The sequence below is a fragment of the Spongiibacter sp. C9W genome, from assembly GCF_057370015.1.
This window is the reverse complement of the sequence record NZ_CM170672.1, coordinates 2,161,453-2,177,938: the sequence shown is the minus strand read 5'-3', so window position 1 is coordinate 2,177,938 and position 16,486 is coordinate 2,161,453. Positions and strand designations below refer to the sequence as shown.

The following is a 16,486-nucleotide window of genomic DNA, read 5'->3' as shown; positions in this document are numbered from 1 at the left end:
CATGGGTGCTCACGGACCTGCTAAAGGTTTGACCCGGTGGTTAACCACCACCAACCACAAAGACATCGGCTCGATGTACTTGTGGTTCAGTTTCGCTATGTTCCTGCTTGGCGGCTCGTTCGCCATGATTATTCGAGCAGAGCTGTTCCAACCCGGTTTGCAAATTGTTGAGCCGGAGTTCTTCAACCAGATGACCACCATGCACGGCCTGGTCATGGTATTCGGCGCCATTATGCCGGCCTTCGTCGGTTTGGCGAACTGGATGATTCCAATGATGATCGGCGCGCCAGATATGGCACTGCCGCGTATGAACAACTGGTCCTTCTGGATCCTGCCGCCCACATTCCTGTTGTTGGCGTCTACCTTGTTCATGGAAGGTGGCGGTCCTAACTTCGGTTGGACATTCTACGCGCCGCTGTCGACGACCTATGCGCCACCGAGCGTGACCTTCTTCATTTTCGCCGTACACGCGATGGGTATCTCGTCCATTATGGGCTCGATCAACATTATCGCTACGGTTGTGAACATGCGCGCGCCTGGCATGACCTACATGAAAATGCCGATGTTCGTGTGGACGTGGTTGATCACTGCTTTCTTGCTGGTTGCGGTAATGCCCGTACTGGCTGGCGCAGTTACCATGATGTTGATGGATATTCACTTCGGTACCAGCTTCTTCTCAGCAGCGGGTGGCGGTGACCCTGTTCTGTTCCAGCACGTGTTCTGGTTCTTCGGTCACCCCGAGGTATACATCATCATTCTGCCTGCCTTCGGTGTGGTGTCTGAGGTTATCCCAACCTTCTCGCGCAAGCCTCTGTTCGGCTATGCATCGATGGTTTACGCGACGGCTTCTATCGCTTTCCTATCGTTCATCGTGTGGGCTCACCACATGTACACAGTAGGTCTGCCGATCGCTGGTGAGCTGTTCTTTATGTACGCCACTATGCTGATCGCAGTACCAACGGCGGCGAAGGTGTTCAACTGGATTACCACGATGTTCAAGGGGTCTATTACCCTTGAAACGCCGATGCTGTTTGCTATCGCCAAGGTATTCCTGTTCACCGTGGGTGGTTTCTCGGGTCTGATGTTGGCGATTGCGCCGGCTGACTTCCAATACCACGACAGCTACTTCGTTGTTGCTCACTTCCACTACACCATGGTGGCGGGTGCGATCTTTGCTCTGTCTTCTGCCGTGTACTACTGGCTGCCTAAGTGGACAGGCAAAATGTACAACGAGACCATGGGTAAAGTGCACTTCTGGGTATCATTCATCGGTTTCAACCTGACCTTCTTCCCGCAGCATTTCGTGGGCTTGGCAGGTATGCCGCGTCGTATCCCTGACTACAACCTGATGTTTGCTGACTTCAACATGATGTCGTCTATCGGTGCATTCATCTATGGCTCTAGCCAGCTGTTGTTCCTGTTCAACATTGTTCGGACCATCACGCACGGCAAGCCGGTCAACGACGACAAAGTTTGGGATGGTGCAACCACTCTGGAGTGGACCGTACCTAGCCCGGCGCCTTACCATACTTTCAGCACACCACCGGAAGTTAAGTAAGAGGAGTCGGAAACATGGCAAATGCAACGCAGCGTAACGTTATTCAAACCACTGGTAAGTTACTGGTGCTTGTTGTCGCAATGTTTGCCTTTGCCATGTGGGTGATGCCACCACTTTACAATGCACTTTGTGAGGTGTTGGGTATCAACGGTAAGACAGGTGGCCGCTATGAAGTGGTTGACAGTGCGGTTGACGAAAGCCGCACGGTAAAAGTGCAGTTTGTCGCGCAAAATAACGAGCTGATGCCCTGGGAGTTTGGCCCGAATACCAGTCAGGTAGAGGTTCATCCCGGGGAGCCTGCGATGGTGACGTTCTACGCCAAGAACACCCAGAGCCACTATATGGTATCGCAGACCATTCCCAGCATCGTTCCCTCGCGTGCGGCAGAGTACTTTCACAAGACCGAGTGCTTCTGTTTTAACCAGCAACCGCTGGATGCCGGCAAAGAAGCCGATATGCCGTTGCGTTTTATTGTCGACCGGGATCTACCCAAAGACATACACGTAATCACCCTTTCCTACACGATTTTTGACGTAACCGAGATGGCCGCAAAGCAGGATTCTGTTGCGGCGTCTAAATAGAAAGAGATTTTTCTCAAGCGAGAAAACGGAGAATTAATCATGGCGGGTCAAAGCAATGCCGGGCACGAAACCTATTACGTGCCGGAGAAAAGTAGCCTTGCTATCAACGCAACTATCGGTTTGGTAGCTTCGGTTTATGGCGCGGCCAGCGTAATTAACGACGCCAGCTATCGCCCCGGTGAAGAAACCAACTCTAGTTTTATCCTGTTTGCTGGTTTGGCGTATTTCGCCGCCACCCTGTGGGTATGGTTCGCAACCACTATTCGTGAAAACCGCCAGGGCATGAACAGTGCTCAGCTCAAGCACTCTTACGTGATTGGCATGCAGTGGTTTATCTTCTCGGAAGTGATGTTCTTTGCAGCCTTCTTTGGCGCACTGTTCTACATTCGTAACCTGGCTGGCCCATGGCTGGCGGGCGAAGGCGATGGTGCGATGAACACGCTGCTATGGCCGGGCTTTGAGTACAGCTGGCCGTTGATGGAAACGCCTCAGGACGCCATTGGTGGTGTTTCCGGTCAGGCGGCTGCGGGGCATCTGGCGAACAATGGTGAATTTACCGGTGCAGAGAAGCACTTGTCTTTCCCTGGTTTTGCTAACATCGGCCACTGGCTGCCGCTGTACAACACCATCATCCTGCTGACCTCCAGCTTCACTTGCCACATTGCTCACATGGGCATCAAGGAAAACAACCGCAAGAAGTTTAACCTGTGGTTGTTCATTACTGTGGCGCTGGGTGCGATCTTCCTGTACCTGCAGTACATGGAATACCACGAAGCCTTGTTTGAATATGGCATCAAGCTGAACAGCGGTGTTTACGGCACTACGTTCTTCATGTTGACCGGCTTCCACGGCTTCCACGTGGCGATGGGTACCGTCATGCTGCTGATCCAGTGGCTGCGTTCAACAAGCAAGGGGCATTTCACCGCCGATGATCAGTTTGGCTTTGAAGCGTCGTCTTGGTACTGGCACTTTGTAGACGTGGTATGGGTATTCCTGTTCCTGTTTGTCTATATCTTGTAAGTAGCGTTTAACGACGCCGAAAACGGCCGGATACGTGAGTTTGCATGGCAAATAGGCGTTTCCGGCCGTTTTTTTATGTGGTGCTTAGCGTGTGGCGCGGCCGTCATCCAGGTAGCGCTGATCCCAGGGAGCCTTTGAGCCAAGCTGGCCGGTATACACCCCATAAAACAGAAAGCCCATCAGCAGCGTCGCAATCGCTAGGCGCACGCTCAGTGACTGCCAGGTGCGCATCGTTGTGCCGCGATCTTTAAATAGAAAAAACAGGCCGCTGAACAGGCTGAAACACAGTGCAATAAATAGCACTACAATGACGACTTTTAACCACATTAGAACTCTCCCATAGCGTTTGCCGCAGTATACACAATCGGAATCTCGACATGCCTTACACGCGCACGCCTTTGCAATGGTCGCTCGACTGGAAGTCTTTGATCGTTATCTTGTTGGCCCTGCCCCTGACGATACGGTTGGGCTTTTGGCAGCTGCAGCGTGCTGACGAGAAGCAACAGCTATTGACGGCCGCTCAGGAGCGTCGGCAACAAGCCGCCGTGGATATCGCCGTGCTTAACGACTACCCGAATTACCGCCCGGTTTTCGCCCTGGGACAATTTGACACCCAACGATACTGGTTATTGGACAATCGGATCAGGCAGGGGCAATTCGGTTATGAGATAATCGCGCTCCTGAATTTGGCTGATGGACGTAAAGTGCTTGTCGAACGCGGCTGGATTGCTGCTGATCCGAGCCGCCAAACCTTGCCGCAGATTACGTGGCCTGAGGGCAAGCTTCGTCTACAGGGTGAGCTATATAAATCGCTGGAAGAGCCGTTCAGCTTAGGAGAAGAGTCGCCGACAAACTGGCCACGGCGTCAGCAGTGGTTCGATGCCGACGAGGTCGCGCAGGAAATAGATGGGGTATTACCGACGGTAATGCGCCTGAGTGAACGCAGCCCGGCTGCGCTACGTACAGATCGTGTGCTGATAAACGTTTCGCCACAAAAGCACCACGGCTATGCCGTTCAGTGGTTTGCGATGGCGGCGATGTTGGCGGTGATATTTTTAATTCGCAACAGCAATGTGCTGGCGGTAATTAAACAGCGTTTAAAACAAGAGGGAAAATCATGACGTCGGAGCTGCCTTCAGGTAGTAAAAAGCAGGTTGCGCTAATTCTTGCCATTCCGGTGCTGGTTATTGCCGTGTCCAGCGTAATGTTTTTGTTGGCGCAAAAGCGAGTATTGGATTTTGGCACGGTCAATCGCGGTAGCTTAATTCAACCGCCGGTGCAGCTTAGCGAATTAACGCCGACCCGTGTTGATGGCAGCGAGTACCTGTTTGACACCGCCGAGTCGCGTTGGGTGTTTATGGTTGTCGGTGGTCGCGAGTGCCAGGGCGCTTGCGAGCGCATGCTGTATTTAACGCGGCAGACACATGTGGCCTTGGGCAAGAAAACGGACCGGGTCGAGCGCGTCTACCTTGCTACTGAGGGGCCTTTGTCGCCACAGCTTCGCGATTTTATCGAGCAAGAGCACAGTGACATCACGGTAGTAAATGTTGATGGTAGTCGCTTCCTCAAGGCCTTTTCGGCATTGCCAACTTCGCCACTGGACAAGCACAGCTTCTACGTTGTCGATCCGCTGGGGTGGGTGATGATGGTCTACCGTGCAGAGGATACCACCACGGAAACGTTAACAACCCTGGGCAAGGACGTGCTCAAAGACATGCGCCGCTTGCTTAAGTAGTGCGGTGCTGGCGAATACAAAACAGATTGGTAGAGAGATAGATGACGCTGTTTAATAGTCCCGATTTGCGTAAGCCCGGATTTCGTCTGGCATTCAGTGCCTGCTTGGTTGCCATTATTGTGTTGGGCATGGGGGTGTTTACCCGTTTGGCTGACGCCGGCTTGGGTTGCCCCGATTGGCCGGGTTGCTATGGCCACGTGTTATGGCCGACCGAAGACCACGAAGTTGCTCGCGCGAATGAAGCCTACCCGGAAATGCCGGTGGAGCACGATAAGACCTGGCCGGAGATGGTGCACCGTTATTTAGCGACGAGCCTGGGATTGTTCACCATTGGCATCCTGGTGTTTGCGCTGCGCAACCGCGGCCCAGAGCAACCTCTGAAACTGCCGGTTTTTCTGCTGGCCTTCATTATCTTGCAGGGCATGTTCGGCATGTGGACGGTGACGCTGAAACTGTGGCCGCAAGTGGTCACTGCCCACTTGTTGGGCGGCTTCACAACCATCAGTTTATTGTGGCTGCTTACCCTGCGATTAAATAATCAGCGCTGGCAATTGCCCGCTATTGTTGAGCCAAAGCTGACCGCTCTGCGGCCTTTGGTTGTTGTCGGGCTGCTGATTGTTGTCGGCCAAATCGCGCTCGGTGGCTGGACCACTTCCAATTACGCCGACATTGCCTGCCCCGACTTTCCGCGCTGCCAGGGCGCGTGGTTGCCGCCGATGGACTTCGCCAATGGCTTTAATATCGCTCAGCAGGTTGGGCCGAACTACCTTGGTGGCGTGCTGGACAACGACGCGCGGGTGGCCATCCATGTCAGCCATCGCATCGGCGCGATCATAACGAGCCTGTACTTGCTGTTTTTGTTTGTGAAACTGCGCGGCTTGGCGACGGCGCCTGCGAAACGTCTGTCGGTGGTAATGCTTGCCGTCCTCGTTGCCCAGGTGCTTTTGGGTATTAGCAATATAGTATTTAACTTCCCCATTGCTGTGGCGGTGACGCATAACCTGGTTGGCGCGCTACTGCTATTGGTAATGGTGACAATGAATTATTGCGTGTTTACCGCAACGGTAAACCGTGGGGGTGTACGAGTATGAGTCGGGAAAATGTCGCCGAGGCCGAGCCGCAATCGTCGGCGGTGAGTTGGCGCGATTACTACGAGCTGTGTAAGCCGAATGTCGTCTTTCTCATGCTGCTGACATCGATCATCGGTATGTTTATGGCGGTCCCCGGTATGGTGCCATGGCGGGTGTTGGTGTTTGGCAACCTGGGTATTGGCTTGTGCGCGGCGGCCGCGGCGGCGGTCAATCACTTGGTGGATCGCCGTATCGATCTCATTATGGCCCGTACCCACAACCGGCCGATTGCGCAGGGCCGGTTGAAAACGGTTAATGCGGCGATCTTTGCTGCGGTTCTTGGGGTTGCAGGAATGGCGATCCTGTTAGTTGAGATCAATGCCCTGACGGCTTGGTTGACCCTCGCCTCGCTGCTTGGTTACGCCGTGGTGTATACCCTGTACTTAAAGCGCGCGACACCACAGAATATCGTCATCGGTGGTATTGCTGGTGCGGCGCCGCCGCTACTGGGCTGGACGGCGGTTACCGGTGAGATTCACGGGCATGCTCTGCTGCTGGTGCTGATTATCTTTGTGTGGACGCCGCCACACTTCTGGGCGCTAGCGATCCACCGGCGCGATGATTACGCCAAGGTCGATATCCCCATGCTGCCGGTGACCCACGGCATTGGTTACACCAAATTGCATACCCTGCTCTACACCCTGTTGTTGTTCGTGGTCACGCTGCTACCTTTCGCCACTGGAATGAGCGGCATGTTGTACCTGTTGGGGGCGATCTGTTTGGGGGCGGGCTTTATTTACTGGGCTATCGTGCTGCTGCGCGGTAATGACCCGAAAGCGCCGATGGCGACCTTCAAGTACTCCATTATTTACTTGATGGCCCTGTTTATTGTTATGTTGTTGGATCATTATATGCTGCCCGCAACGATCATTTACGAGGTGTCTGGCTATGAGTGAGGCCACGGAAGCGACAAATAAGCAGCGGCGCGGCATACGTCTAACGGTATTAATAATTGTGCTGATTGCCGGCAGCTTGGTTGCGGGTTTCTTTTACGCCTTCACCAAAGCACGGGTGATGACCAAGGACGAACTGCGTGATCAGGGGGCCTACCTCTATGAGAACCCGCGCATGATTCCCGGGTTTAGTTTGCTTGATGAACAGGGGAAAACGCTGACCCCGGAGGCCCTCAAAGGCCAGTGGAATCTGATTTTCTTCGGTTTTACCTACTGCCCTGATATCTGCCCCACCACCCTGGCTCAGCTCAAGCTGCTGTATCAGGAGCTGGAACCGGACGTTCAGGCGAACACTCAAATTTGGCTGGCCAGTGTTGATCCAGCCCGGGATACGCCCGAGCAAATGCGCAGCTACTTAGCGTTTTTTCATCCGTCATTTCGCGGGATCACGGGGGATTTTCTCGAGATCCACCGTTTTGCCACGGCGTTGAATATCCCCTTCGCCAAAGTGCCGGGCGGCGGTGACGATTACATGGTGGATCACAGCGCCAACGTTGCCTTAGTTAATCCTCAGGGGCATTCACTTGGCTTTTTCAGGGCGCCGCTAGACATCAGTAAGATGAAGCGCAGCTTCCTGACGATCCGCGAGCATTATTAGGGTAGAAATAAAAGCGCTAAAAACGCCGCGAGTCGGCGTTTTTTTATGCCTGACGAAAGCCGCGGCTAAACTGCGCCGCAACGAAGATCAGTGCTGCGCACAAGACAACGCTTGGCCCGCCTGGGCTATCCCACGTCCAGGCGGCTGCCAGCCCTGAGGCCACCGCTGCGACGCCGCATAAAATCGCAATTACCGCACACTGCTCAGGGCTGCGGGATAATCTGCCTGCCGCCGACGCGGGAATAATGAGCATCGCGGTGATCAGCAGCACACCGACAACCTTCATCGCGACCGCGACGGTTGCGGCAATCAGCAGCATCAACAAAAGGCGCAGAGCGTTCACATTGCGGCCCTCTACAGCCGCTAACTCGGCGTGAGCGATTACCGCTACCAGGCCGCGCCAGTAGCAGCCCAGTAATAGCAATACAACGGTGGCGATGCCCGCCAGTAAGCGCAAATCTTCTGGCATTACCGCCAGCAAGTCGCCGAATAAAAAGCTATTGAGATCAAATGCCGGGCCATCCATAAATGACAGCGCTACCAAGCCCAGTGCCAGACTGGTGTGGGAGAGAATGCCCAGTAAGCTGTCCAGGGCGGTGTCGCGCCATAACTGCAGGGCGAACAGCAGCACGGCGATGCCGGTGCAGGCGAGTAACACCGCCCACTCCAAGCGTATTTGCCAGCTTAAACCGAGCGCGAGCCCCAATAGTGCCGAGTGCGCAAGAGTGTCGCCAAAGTAGGCCATGCGCTGCCAGGTGACCAGCGTGCCAAGGGGGCCGCACACCAGCGCCAATATCAGTCCGGCCGCCAGTGCGTTGAGTAAAATATCAGTCATGATGGCAGGGGCCGTCGCCCTTCTCCCTTACAACTTCGCCATGCATGTCGTGGCGGTGATCGTGGTCATGCTGATAGAGGGCAATCGCCTCGGCATGCCGACGGCCGAAAAGTGATAAATAAGCCGGATCATTGCTAACCGTCTCTGGATGTCCGTGGCAGCAAACGTGCTGATTGAGGCAAATAACGGTGTCGGTCTGCGCCATTACCCAGTGAAGGTCGTGAGAAACCATCAACACTGCGCAGCCCAGCTGATCTCTCAGCTCGCCAATCAACTCGTAGAGTTCGGTTTGGCCGGTGATGTCCACCCCTTGAGCCGGCTCGTCGAGTACCAATAGCTCGGGCTCGGCGAGCAGTGCGCGGCTAAGTAGCACCCGCTGAGTTTCACCGCCGGAGATATCGTGGAGTGGTCGGTCAGCCAGGTGGGCAATGCCCGTGCGGGACAGGGCTTGCTTGATGCTGCAGCGCCGCTGCTGCGACATGCGTAAAAAGCGACTAACGCTGATCGGCATCAGTGGATTGATGCTCAGGCGCTGCGGCATGTAGCCAATGCGCAGGCCTGGCGCGCGCGTCACGGTGCCACTATCGGGGCGCTGCAGGCCCAGGGCGATGCGGAGCAGGGTGCTTTTACCGGCGCCATTCGGGCCGATAATTGTCATGATTTCGCGCCTCGCCAGGTTCAGGTCAATCTCTGACAGCAGGGTTTGCTGGCGGAGGCTAAGCGACACCTTTTCAAGCTGCAGAAGTTGGCCGTCACGCACTCTCGGGTTGCTCCTGGCAGCGCTGGCAGCTGCCGACAACCTCTACGCACTGCTCTTCTGCGTGGAAGCCGCGCCCCTCGGCGGCTTGGCGGATGGCGCTATCGATCGCCTCAGCGTCGAGTTCAATGGCGGTATTGCAGTGCCGGCAAATGAGGAAGTGCCCGGAGTGTCGGTGGCTCGGGTCCGCGCAGCCGACAAAGGCGTTGAGCGACGCAATGCGGTGAACCAGCCCCTGCTCCAGTAAAAAATCCAAGGCGCGATAGACGGTGGGGGGTGTGCTGCGACGCTCGCTTTGCGCATCGAGCGACTCCAGCAAGCTATAGGCGCCCACCGGTTTGTGGCTTTCCCAGATCAGGCTGAGAACATGCTCGCGAATCGGCGTGAGTCGTGCACCGCGGGCGGCACATATCTGGCGCGCACGCTGCAGGGCTTCATCAATGCAATGTTGATGGTTGTGATGTTGCTCGGGTGCCTCGGTAGGCATTGGTCAGCACCTAGTAGAAATAATAATGTTATAATATTTCAATTTTCTTTCTGTTACACCACCTGACGTTGAGGTTACTGTCGATCATGCGCCGCTGCTGGCTGATATTGCTGTGTTTTTGCTGTATTTCTGTGCCGGCTTACGCGTCGTCCTTGCAACTGATTACTACCGTTAAGCCGCTGCAGTTGTTAGTGGCCGACATTGCCGGCGATGCCGCCGAGGTTGCGTTGCTGCAGTCTGCAGCGACGTCACCTCACGATTTTCAGTTGCGCAGCTCTGATCTCGGCCGTTTGGCTAAAGCGGATATGGTGCTGTGGTTTGGGCCCGCGTTGGAGCACTACCTGAGCAAGCCCATCCGCCGCTTTGACCATGCGGTTGCTCTGTATCCGGATGACCAGCCCGGCGATGTTGATGCCCACTACTGGCTGGATGTTGAGCAAATTCACTATATGGCGCGGCGCATCGCTAAGCTGCTGTCAGATCGGGTGCCCAGTCGCAGTGCATACTTCCATGCCAACGCGGCGCGCCTCACTTCTGCCCTGCGCCTGTATGACAAATCATTAGCGTCCCGCTTGCAGCGAGCAAGTGATCAGCGCTATCTGTTTTTGCATGACGGCTTTTCCCGTTTTGAGGCTCGCTATGATTTGCGTGGCGGGCTGGTGCTGTCGGGTGGTGAGGGTCGTATGGCGGGAGCGCGGCACCTGGCCGAGTTGCGCGAGCAATTGCAGGCGGGTGAGATACAGTGTGTGTTTCGCGAGCCGCAATATCCTGCCGCAATGTTGAGGGTGTTGACGCAGGGACTGGACGTGCCGGTTGTCGAGCTGGACCCGATGGCGGGTGAGACCACGACAGCTGGCGGCTTTATGGGCTTTTACCGCCAGCTTGGTGAGGCATTTGCGAGCTGTTTGGTCGCAAGTCCTTAGCGTTTACTGGTCGAGGTTTTTGGCGCCAGGCAGTGACGGCGCTTCGAAGTTGTCCAGTGCTACGCTCAGTGAGGCTGAGACCACATCCAGTGTGTTTGCCAGTACGCGTTCGGCATTAACGGTGTTGTTAACAGCCGTATTTTCCGGTGCATAACTTGCGGTGGCTTCACTGTAGGCTAATACCAGCGGCGCGCCCGACGCCGTGTCCTCGTCAGCGGCAAACGCTGCGGTGCTGGCAATCAAAAGTAGTACTGCGCTGCTTAGCTTTTTCATCTCTCTTTCTCCTCTGTGGGGCGCTGTTGCCCCGGAACAAGATGCTGTTGTCACCTTGTGTTACGTAAGGTAACACATTGCCGGCGGCTCAATATGCTTAAACTTTGTTCATGTTGGTGTAATGCGCTGTTCATAAGGGTATTTGGGTGTTACCTGGGGAGATTTTCGGTAACACTTGGTCTTGCTATGTGGGTCACTCGATTTCTGGCTTCGTGATACACTCGCGGCTTCTTCGGCTGGCAATGAATATTTGGACAATGACTGCGACAACCCCTCTTGTACTGGTAGACGGTTCTTCTTATTTATACCGGGCCTTCCATGCCTTGCCTCCGCTGACCAATTCCAAAGGGCAGCCCACCGGTGCGGTGAAAGGGGTTATCAGCATGTTGCGCCGCCTGCAGAAGGATTACCCCGATAGCCCCATTGCCGTGGTATTTGACGCCAAGGGCAAAACCTTTCGCGACGACATGTACAGCGACTACAAGGCCAACCGCCCACCGATGCCGGACGACCTGCGGGTGCAAATTCAGCCTATTCACGACATTGTCGACGCCATGGGTTTGCCGAGACTGGTGATCGACGGTGTGGAAGCCGACGATGTGATTGGCACCCTGGCGGCCCAGGCGGGCGCGGAGCGGCCGGTGGTGGTGTCGACCGGAGATAAAGATATGGCGCAGCTAGTGAATGCCCATGTCACGCTGGTGAACACCATGACCGATACCAAAATGGATGAGGCTGCCGTCGCCGAAAAATTTGGTATCCCACCCTCGCTGATTATCGACTACCTCGCGTTAATGGGGGACAAGGTCGACAATATTCCGGGCGTGGCTGGCGTTGGCGAAAAAACCGCCCTGGCCCTGCTGCAGGCCCTGGGTGGCATAAAAGATATCTATGCCCGGCTAGATGAGGTTGCGGACCTATCCATTCGCGGCGCCAAGAGCCTGGCGAAAAAGTTAGAGGCCTCGCGCGAGGCGGCAGAGTTGTCCTACGAGTTGGCCACGATTAAGTGCGATGTGGCGCTCGATGTTGCGGTGGCGGATCTTCAGCCGGGTAGCGTCGACAATGAGCAGTTATTGGCGCTGTTTCGCGACATGGAGTTTAAAGGTTGGGTCGACGAGCTGCAGCGCAATGAGGGGGCAGCTGCAGCCGAGGTAGGCGACGATCAGCCTGGTAACTCCTCGGAAAAGCAGTACAGCGTTATTCTCGACGAGGAGAGTTTTCAGCAGTGGCTGGATCGACTGAGCGCAGCGGCATTGTTCGCCTTCGATACCGAGACAACCAGTCTGAATTATATGCAGGCGCGGGTGGTTGGGGTGTCTTTTGCCATTGAGCCCGGCGAGGCGGCCTATGTGCCCTTTGGCCACGACTATATCGACGCGCCAACGCAGCTCAGTGAAGAGCGCGTGCTCGGCGCGTTAAAGCCTTTGTTGGAAGATGCCAAGGTCGCCAAGCTGGGGCAAAACCTTAAGTACGATGCGAATGTCTTGGCGAACCACGGCATTACCCTGCGGGGTATCGCCGAAGACACCATGCTTGAGTCGTATGTGCTGGATTCCACGGGCAGTCGTCACGATATGGATAGCCTGGCGTTGAAATACCTGGGCCAATCAACCATTCACTTTGAAGACATTGCTGGCAAAGGCGCTAAGCAGCTTAGTTTTAATCAAATCGCACTCGAGCAAGCCGGCCCCTACGCCGCTGAGGATGCCGACGTCACCCTATGCCTGCATCAGGCCCTGGCGCCCAAGCTCAGCGAGGCGCCATCCCTTGTTTCCGTGTACCGGGATATTGAATTGCCCTTGGTGGGAGTGCTGTCACGGATCGAGCGCAACGGCGCCCTGATTAGCCGAGACATGTTGGCGGTGCAGAGCATGGAGATTGCCGACAAGCTCAAGCAGCTGGAGCAGCAGGCCTACGATATTGCCGGTGGCGAGTTTAATTTGTCCTCGCCCAAGCAGCTGGGTGAAATTCTGTTTGAACGACTGGAAATCCCCGTCATCCGCAAAACGCCCAAGGGCGCGCCGTCTACGGCTGAAGAAGTGCTCGTTGAGCTGGCTCACGACTACCCCCTGCCGCAAGTTATTCTCGATTACCGCGGGTTGGCGAAACTGAAGTCGACGTATACCGACAAGTTACCGCAGTTGATCGACCCGCAAACCGGGCGCGTGCATACCTCCTACCATCAGGCTGTTGCCGCTACCGGGCGTTTGTCGTCGTCTGACCCTAACCTGCAGAACATTCCCATTCGCAGTGCCGAAGGCCGCCGCATACGAAAGGCCTTCGTGGCGCCGCAGGGTTACAAAATACTGGCGGCGGACTATTCGCAAATCGAGCTTCGCATAATGGCCCACCTCTCTGGTGACGAGGGCCTGATCAACGCCTTTAAAAATGGTGAGGACATTCATCGCGCCACCGCTGCCGAGGTATTCGGGGTGGAGTTAGACGCTGTGAGCGATGAGCAGCGCCGCAACGCCAAAGCCATTAACTTTGGGCTGATCTACGGAATGTCGGCCTTTGGCCTGGGGCGCCAGCTCCATATTGGGCGCAACGAGGCCCAGCAATATATCGACCGCTACTTTGAGCGCTACCCGGGGGTCAGAGAGTATATGGACAACACCCGCGCGCTCGCGGCGGAAAAAGGTTATGTGGAAACCCTGTTCGGCCGCCGCCTGCACCTGCCGGAAATTAACGCGCGCAATGGCCAGCGGCGTCAGGCTGCCGAGCGCACGGCAATCAATGCCCCCATGCAAGGCACTGCTGCTGATATTATCAAGCGGGCAATGATCGCCGTGGATGCCTATCTGAGCGAGCAGCAGCCCGACGCGAAAATGATTATGCAGGTTCACGACGAACTGATTCTTGAGGTTGCCGAGGATCAGCTCGATAGCGTTCAAGAGCGTGTTGTCGCGTTGATGGAGAGCGCTGCCGAGCTGGCTATACCGTTAGAGGTAGGAGTGGGCAGTGGCGATAACTGGGACGAGGCGCACTAGCGCCGGGTCTCAGTCGAGGTCGTCGAGCTCCTCGTCTTCTTCAAAGCGAGCGGTTAGCCACACGTCGAGCTGTTCGCGAAGGTCATCCAGACCGTCGCCACGCGGTGCTGAAAACAGCTGCGCGTTTACCAGCCCGCCGTAGGGCTGAAGGGCTTTTCGCACTTGTAGTAGGGTCGACATCGCCGGCCCGCGCTTGAGTTTGTCGGCCTTTGTCAGCAGGATGCGAACCGGCATCCCCGCCTGGTGGGCCCAATTCAGCATGGTGGTGTCGAAGTCGGTGAGCGGGTGGCGAATATCCATCATTAGCACCAGGCCGCGCAGTGATTGGCGGTGCTGCAGGTAATACTCCAGATTGCGTTCCCATTCTTGCTTCACCTTCAGCGGCACTTTGGCGAAACCGTAGCCGGGTAGGTCAACAAGTCGCATGCTGTCTTGTTCGTTCACAGAGAAAAAGTTGATAAGCTGGGTACGACCTGGTGTTTTACTGGTCTTGGCCATCTTGCTGTTTTCCGTCAAGCGATTAATGGCACTCGACTTGCCTGCGTTCGAACGGCCGGCAAATGCGACCTCCGCGCCGCTGTCTTCGGGGCATTGGGCAAGTTTGGGTGCACTTTTCATGTAGACGGCACGGCGGTAATTAACAGAATTGGCCTTGGGCATAAAATATCCGGGCGAGTATTGCGGTGCATAGCAAGTCTGGGGGAGCCAAAAAATGGCCCAGACTCGGGCTTGTTGTGTATAATGCCGCAGTTTTTACTGGGGGTCATCACCCAGCGTGTCGCAGCTTTCATCGCGGGCGCCGGTCAGAAGAGAGGGTAAACCATGAAAAAATGCTTATTCGCAGTACTTCTTGCCATTACCAGCGTAGCCGCTAGTGCCAACGCCGATGTCGAGGCGCGTTACAAGAAGTCGTGTTACGCCTGTCACGGTTTTGGTGCCAATGGCGCGCCGAAAACTGGTGATGTTGCCGCCTGGACTCCGCGTTTGGAAAAGGGAATGGAAACGCTCGTAAAACACGCTCGTAAAGGCTTTAACACTATGCCGCCAATGGGTTTGTGCTTTGATTGTAGCGATGCCGACTTCCAAGCGCTGATTGAGTATATGGCGACGGCCAAGTAAGGCGCGCTAGAACTTCTGTTTTTAAAGAGTAAGTGATCATGAACAAACCTTTGCTAGTTTTTCTTGCTTCCCTGCTGCTGAGTAATGTTGCGGTGGCTGTGGAAGGTAACGCTGCTGCCGGCAAGTCAAAATCTGCCTCATGCGCCGCCTGTCACGGTCAAGACGGCAACAGCCCGGCACCCACCTTTCCGAAATTGGCTGGCCAGGGTGAGCGCTACCTGATCAAGCAAATTCATGACATCAAGTCGGGTGCGCGTCCTGTGCCAATGATGGCCGGCCAGACCGACAACCTGAGCGATCAGGACATTGCCGATATCGCCGCTTACTACGCGAGCCAGACTGGCTCTGTTGGCCAAGCGGATCCGGCGCTGGTTAAGAAAGGCGAAGCGATTTACCGTGGCGGCATTGCCGAGCGCGGTATTCCAGCGTGCTCTGCTTGTCACTCACCTACGGGTGCAGGGATGGCAGCAGCTGGCTTCCCCAAATTGAGCGGCCAATACGCTGACTACACCGCAGCGCAGCTTAAGGCTTTCCGTGCAGCAATGGATGGACGCGAAGGTCGCGATAATGACGGCGAAGCGAAGACCATGCGCATGATCGCTTTCAAAATGAGCGATGCCGAGATTGAAGCGGTCTCAAACTTCATTCAAGGTCTGCATAACTAAGGCGTGCAGAGCTTGTGAAAGGCGGCAATAGCCGCCTTTTTTTTCGCCGTTGAATTGGTTGAGCTGTAGGAACCGCACAGCCGTCGGTGTGTCTGATACACTCTATCGGCATCGCGCACTCGACTCGCATAAGTAACTAGGATGGGAATGATGAAGAAACACATCTCAATGTATCTGTTTGGCCTGATGGCGCTGTTGGTATCGGCCTGTAGCAATGGTGATGCGACAGGCGGGCAGGCCGCCCAGGTTGCTGCTAAAACGACCGCTGAAACGCGCACCGCGCCACCAGCCACAGCGGTTAACGGCGAAGGCTTTGTTCGTATTGCTCAGCCGGTGCGCACATCCGATGCGAATAAAATCGAAGTCGTGGAAGTGTTTTGGTACGGCTGTAGCCACTGTTTTGACTTCGAGCCTATGGTGAGCGCGTGGGCGAAACAGTTGCCCGAGGATGTGGCGTTTGTGCAGTCACCGGCAATGTGGAACGACTTGATGGTGCTGCACGCTCAGGCCTTTTACACCGCCAAAGCGCTGAACATCCTCGACCAAGTGCACGAGCCGCTGTTTGACGAGATCAACCTCAAGAAAAATCCGCTGCGAAATCGCGATGCGATTGAAAAACTGTTTCTTGAGCACAGCAATATTGATGCCGAGACCTTTCGTAAAACCTTTGACTCCTTTGGTGTGAAGAGCCAGGTACGGCAAGCCGATTCCCGCGCACGCAGCTATGGTATCGCGGGTACCCCGGAGTTGATCGTCAATGGCAAATACCGGGTTACTGGCCGCGCAGCAGGCAGCAAAGCCAATATGTTGAAGGTGGCTGAGCAGCTTATTGAGCAAGAGCGCGCCGCCCGCTAAGCGCTTC

General features: G+C 55.5%; 19 protein-coding genes. 13 read left to right on the top strand and 6 right to left on the bottom strand.

Annotation, left to right across the window (positions count from 1 at the left end):
- Position 1: 1 nt before the first annotated feature.
- From ctaD to AC2Q8J_RS10410, 3 genes are read left to right on the top strand one after another with little or no spacing between them, the layout of a single operon-like run.
- On the top strand, positions 2-1,558 hold the full coding sequence (gene ctaD / locus AC2Q8J_RS10420) for a cytochrome c oxidase subunit I (protein ID WP_027873389.1): 1,557 nt from the start codon (positions 2-4) through the stop codon (positions 1,556-1,558).
- A 14-nt stretch (positions 1,559-1,572) separates the two neighbouring features.
- Positions 1,573-2,139 (top strand): cytochrome c oxidase assembly protein, encoded by a 567-nt coding sequence (locus AC2Q8J_RS10415; protein ID WP_027873388.1) that lies wholly within the window; start codon positions 1,573-1,575, stop codon positions 2,137-2,139.
- 39 nt (positions 2,140-2,178) lie between these two features.
- Positions 2,179-3,159 carry a cytochrome c oxidase subunit 3 gene (locus AC2Q8J_RS10410; RefSeq protein ID WP_204994889.1) on the top strand — a complete coding sequence of 327 codons (981 nt, stop codon included), beginning with the start codon at positions 2,179-2,181 and terminating at the stop codon, positions 3,157-3,159.
- An 84-nt stretch (positions 3,160-3,243) separates the two neighbouring features.
- Here AC2Q8J_RS10410 and AC2Q8J_RS10405 read toward each other — a convergent pair whose 3' ends face one another.
- Positions 3,244-3,486 carry a DUF2909 domain-containing protein gene (locus AC2Q8J_RS10405; RefSeq protein ID WP_027873386.1) on the bottom strand — a complete coding sequence of 81 codons (243 nt, stop codon included), beginning with the start codon at positions 3,484-3,486 and terminating at the stop codon, positions 3,244-3,246.
- 50 nt (positions 3,487-3,536) lie between these two features.
- Between AC2Q8J_RS10405 and AC2Q8J_RS10400 the strand changes: the two genes are divergently transcribed.
- From AC2Q8J_RS10400 to AC2Q8J_RS10380, 5 genes are read left to right on the top strand one after another with little or no spacing between them, the layout of a single operon-like run.
- Positions 3,537-4,280 (top strand): SURF1 family protein, encoded by a 744-nt coding sequence (locus AC2Q8J_RS10400; protein WP_486451222.1) that lies wholly within the window; start codon positions 3,537-3,539, stop codon positions 4,278-4,280.
- A complete protein-coding gene (locus tag AC2Q8J_RS10395; protein WP_036255773.1) occupies positions 4,277-4,894 on the top strand; it encodes a hypothetical protein in 618 nt (205 codons plus the stop codon). The genes AC2Q8J_RS10400 and AC2Q8J_RS10395 overlap by 4 nt, the downstream gene beginning before the upstream one ends.
- Before the next feature lie 41 nt (positions 4,895-4,935).
- On the top strand, positions 4,936-5,985 hold the full coding sequence (locus AC2Q8J_RS10390) for a COX15/CtaA family protein (protein ID WP_204994886.1): 1,050 nt from the start codon (positions 4,936-4,938) through the stop codon (positions 5,983-5,985).
- Complete coding sequence (gene cyoE, locus AC2Q8J_RS10385; protein WP_027873383.1) at positions 5,982-6,920, top strand: heme o synthase; 939 nt, start codon at positions 5,982-5,984, stop codon at positions 6,918-6,920. The genes AC2Q8J_RS10390 and cyoE overlap by 4 nt, the downstream gene beginning before the upstream one ends.
- Complete coding sequence (locus AC2Q8J_RS10380) at positions 6,913-7,575, top strand: SCO family protein (RefSeq protein ID WP_424142500.1); 663 nt, start codon at positions 6,913-6,915, stop codon at positions 7,573-7,575. Before cyoE ends, AC2Q8J_RS10380 begins: the two co-directional genes overlap by 8 nt.
- Positions 7,576-7,618: 43 nt before the next feature.
- Here AC2Q8J_RS10380 and AC2Q8J_RS10375 read toward each other — a convergent pair whose 3' ends face one another.
- The 3 genes from AC2Q8J_RS10375 to AC2Q8J_RS10365 are packed head-to-tail and all read right to left on the bottom strand — an operon-like array spanning position 7,619 to position 9,654.
- The gene (locus AC2Q8J_RS10375; protein WP_027873381.1) at positions 7,619-8,410 is read right to left on the bottom strand and encodes a metal ABC transporter permease; all 792 of its coding nucleotides are present in this window, start codon (positions 8,408-8,410) and stop codon (positions 7,619-7,621) included.
- The gene (znuC, locus tag AC2Q8J_RS10370; protein ID WP_286839989.1) at positions 8,403-9,170 is read right to left on the bottom strand and encodes a zinc ABC transporter ATP-binding protein ZnuC; all 768 of its coding nucleotides are present in this window, start codon (positions 9,168-9,170) and stop codon (positions 8,403-8,405) included. The genes AC2Q8J_RS10375 and znuC overlap by 8 nt, the downstream gene beginning before the upstream one ends.
- The gene (locus AC2Q8J_RS10365) at positions 9,163-9,654 is read right to left on the bottom strand and encodes a Fur family transcriptional regulator (RefSeq protein WP_204994883.1); all 492 of its coding nucleotides are present in this window, start codon (positions 9,652-9,654) and stop codon (positions 9,163-9,165) included. The genes znuC and AC2Q8J_RS10365 overlap by 8 nt, the downstream gene beginning before the upstream one ends.
- Before the next feature lie 86 nt (positions 9,655-9,740).
- Here AC2Q8J_RS10365 and AC2Q8J_RS10360 point away from each other — a divergent pair, with 86 nt between their 5' ends.
- Positions 9,741-10,577 (top strand): metal ABC transporter solute-binding protein, Zn/Mn family, encoded by an 837-nt coding sequence (locus AC2Q8J_RS10360; RefSeq protein WP_286695289.1) that lies wholly within the window; start codon positions 9,741-9,743, stop codon positions 10,575-10,577.
- 3 nt (positions 10,578-10,580) lie between these two features.
- Here AC2Q8J_RS10360 and AC2Q8J_RS10355 read toward each other — a convergent pair whose 3' ends face one another.
- On the bottom strand, positions 10,581-10,850 hold the full coding sequence (locus AC2Q8J_RS10355) for a hypothetical protein (protein WP_204994881.1): 270 nt from the start codon (positions 10,848-10,850) through the stop codon (positions 10,581-10,583).
- Positions 10,851-11,107: 257 nt separating this feature from the next.
- Between AC2Q8J_RS10355 and polA the strand changes: the two genes are divergently transcribed.
- Entirely contained in the window at positions 11,108-13,840 is a 2,733-nt protein-coding gene (gene polA, locus AC2Q8J_RS10350; RefSeq protein ID WP_486451221.1) for a DNA polymerase I, read from the top strand.
- A 9-nt stretch (positions 13,841-13,849) separates the two neighbouring features.
- On the opposite strand, the gene yihA is transcribed toward polA, so the two are convergent.
- Positions 13,850-14,500, bottom strand: coding sequence for a ribosome biogenesis GTP-binding protein YihA/YsxC (gene yihA, locus AC2Q8J_RS10345; RefSeq protein WP_286695287.1), 651 nt, complete (start codon positions 14,498-14,500; stop codon positions 13,850-13,852).
- Between the two features lie 162 nt (positions 14,501-14,662).
- Between yihA and AC2Q8J_RS10340 the strand changes: the two genes are divergently transcribed.
- From AC2Q8J_RS10340 to AC2Q8J_RS10330, 3 genes are all read left to right on the top strand, one after another.
- On the top strand, positions 14,663-14,959 hold the full coding sequence (locus tag AC2Q8J_RS10340) for a c-type cytochrome (RefSeq protein WP_486451220.1): 297 nt from the start codon (positions 14,663-14,665) through the stop codon (positions 14,957-14,959).
- Positions 14,960-14,997: 38 nt separating this feature from the next.
- On the top strand, positions 14,998-15,624 hold the full coding sequence (locus tag AC2Q8J_RS10335; protein ID WP_027873374.1) for a c-type cytochrome: 627 nt from the start codon (positions 14,998-15,000) through the stop codon (positions 15,622-15,624).
- Between the two features lie 147 nt (positions 15,625-15,771).
- Positions 15,772-16,479, top strand: a complete 708-nt coding sequence (locus AC2Q8J_RS10330) for a thiol:disulfide interchange protein DsbA/DsbL (RefSeq protein ID WP_486451219.1) — start codon at positions 15,772-15,774, stop codon at positions 16,477-16,479.
- Positions 16,480-16,486 lie beyond the last annotated feature (7 nt).